At 59.2% G+C, this 2194-nt stretch carries 3 protein-coding genes; 2 read left to right on the plus strand and 1 reads right to left on the minus strand.

The annotated features are described in order from the left end of the window. The first annotated feature begins 379 nt into the window (after nucleotides 1-379). On the plus strand, nucleotides 380-766 hold the full coding sequence (locus CJZ82_RS18190) for a hypothetical protein (protein WP_143593765.1): 387 nt from the start codon (nucleotides 380-382) through the stop codon (nucleotides 764-766). A 277-nt stretch (nucleotides 767-1043) separates the two neighbouring features. Here the strand turns inward: CJZ82_RS18190 and CJZ82_RS19270 are convergent, their stop codons facing one another. Next, complete coding sequence (locus tag CJZ82_RS19270; RefSeq protein WP_233130367.1) at nucleotides 1044-1403, minus strand: DDE-type integrase/transposase/recombinase; 360 nt, start codon at nucleotides 1401-1403, stop codon at nucleotides 1044-1046. Nucleotides 1404-1412: 9 nt separating this feature from the next. On the opposite strand from CJZ82_RS19270, the gene CJZ82_RS17380 reads away from it, so the two are divergent. Further along, complete coding sequence (locus CJZ82_RS17380; protein WP_094556983.1) at nucleotides 1413-2171, plus strand: helix-turn-helix domain-containing protein; 759 nt, start codon at nucleotides 1413-1415, stop codon at nucleotides 2169-2171. Nucleotides 2172-2194: the final 23 nt, after the last annotated feature.

Below are 2194 nucleotides of genomic sequence, written 5' to 3' on the forward strand. Positions count from 1 at the left end.
CAGGGCTGATTCAAAGTCAGTCACAGGTTGTGAGCATCAACCATCCCCGGCCGCAGAAACCTATAGCGGCTTGACCCTCAGCAATCCAGGCCCCCGTGGCTGTCCGATGGCGCCCCTCCAAGGGCGCTGTCGGCAACAGCCTCGATTAGGGGCCGGCGCCTCAGCGCTCGCCAACAGATCCAACCGATGACGAAACCATCAGGTCCACGGGGGCCGTAAAGCTCAACTCGCAGTACTCTGCATTTTGGTGCTCAACTCAGCACCCCGAGTGGACAACTTTGCTGATAGGTCCCGAGTCCAGCTCAATGGGGCCCAGCGTTGACGGGGTGACAAGAGCCTCGCGTTTGCTTAAACTGCTCGTGATCTACTGATTTACCTCATGTCGGACAAAAAAGAAAAGATGTTTGTCGCACTTTCTGCCGTTATGGCATGTTTCGTGCCCATCTTTGTTACTGGATGCCAGGAGCAATCCGCTGAGATTATCTTAAAATCTTATGGCCCTGAGAATATTAAAGCAGGCGTTCCCTTCAACGTGCAACCAGACGGCGAGAGTGCCATGTGGGCAGATGCAACAGGTGCTCCCTCCTCAGCAGTTCCTGTTCTCGCTGGCGTTGAGCTACCCGCCGTTGCTGTTCGTGACGGTGGCACTTTGGTTACAGCCATTGTGCCAAGCAAGCTCACCGTAAAACCTGGCAAGTATCCGCTTCTTTTGATGGATAAGACCACGGGCAAGAAGTCCAACGTTATCGACTTTGTAGTCAAGTAGAAGCTTGATTGGATATGTGGTTCCGTCGGCTGGCTCCATGGCAAAAGCCAGAGCTCACCTACTTGCTGCAAGATGGGTGCCTTTTATTGGACAAATACGGCCCCTGACATCGTTAACCCAGGGCGGGAGGAACAGGATTCAATCTCAGTGTAGACCTCATGGGGGGTTCTGCCTCCCAGTGCACTATGGGGCCTTGCATTGCAATACCTCCACAGGAAGCGGCCAGGCTGATTTCCGCCTCCCAGCCGTTGCTGTAGGCACGCAAGTATACCTCCTCCTATTTGACGGTGCGCCACAGCCTCTCCACCAAGATGTTGTCGTAGCAGCGTCTACGACCCGACCAGCTAATCTCAATCTCCTCTGACTTGAGTCTGCCCACGAATGCCGTAGAAGTGAACTGACAGCCCTGATCGGATTGGAAGATCTGTGGCTTGCGGCCACTGGCCAGAGCCACTTCCAGGGCCTCCAGACATAACTCCTTGTCAAGGCTATTGGATAGCCTTGACAAGGAGTTATGTCTGGAGCACAGATCGACAACGGCCAACAGGTACAGGAAGCCCTTTCGCAGGGGGAATGTAGGTGATTTTGTCAGCCGACAGCGAAAACTGAGCCAGAGGCGACACGAAAACTGAGCCACCCGCAAGCGATGGGAGTGCTGTTGCCGGCCGCGTCAGCGGCGGGCCTGACGGCCCCAGTGGTCAGGACAGCGGCAGCGGAGAAGCCGTCGTCGGCCGGCATTGGCTTTGGCGTCGTCCAGGCGAGCAGCACTCGTACACCACGGGGGCTGGAAGAGCTGGAGGGCGTGATGCAAACGCCAGAGCAGGTGACGGTGATGCGCCAGCTGCTGGAGAGGGGCTGGAGCCGTCGGCGGATTGCGGCGGAGCTGGGCATCTCGCGCAACACGCTGAGCCGGTATCTGGCTCAGGGGGAGTGGCAGCCGTACAGCACGGCCAATCGCTCCGGCCAGCTCGATGGCCATCGCGAGTGGCTGCAGCAGCAGTTCGTAGGCGCAGCCTTCTCCGTAGGAGTACAGCACCACGGCAACGCCGAGGTGGTGCGGCAGGAGCTGCTGAAACAGAAGGGGATCCGGGTGAGCCTGCGGACGGTGGAACGGGCGGTGCAGATCTGGCGGGAGGCGCTGCGGCAGAGCGCTCAGGCGACGGTGCGCTACGAGACGCGGCCCGGCAAGCAGCTGCAGGCCGATTTTGGGGAGCTGTGGGTGCTGATCGGGGGGGTGCGGACCAAGGTTCACCTCTGCGTGCTGACGCTGGACTACTCCAGGCGGCAGGTGATCCGGGTGTACCGGCATCAGAAGCAGCGCCACTGGTTGCAGGCGCTGGAGGAGGCGTTCCGTTTCTGGGACGGGTTCCCGAGTAGGTGCTGGTCGACAACGCCAGGGCGCTGATCACCCTGAACAACCCCAGGACG

This window comes from Synechococcus sp. 1G10, from assembly GCF_002252625.1.
GTDB lineage: Bacteria > Cyanobacteriota > Cyanobacteriia > PCC-6307 > Cyanobiaceae > Regnicoccus_A.

Bases quoted from the DNA above. Each gene is read 5' to 3' on its own strand.
- CJZ82_RS18190 (WP_143593765.1), top strand. From the start codon at position 380: ATGTCGGACAAAAAAGAAAAGATGTTTGTCGCACTTTCTGCCGTTATG.
- CJZ82_RS17380 (WP_094556983.1), top strand. From the start codon at position 1,413: ATGGGAGTGCTGTTGCCGGCCGCGTCAGCGGCGGGCCTGACGGCCCCA.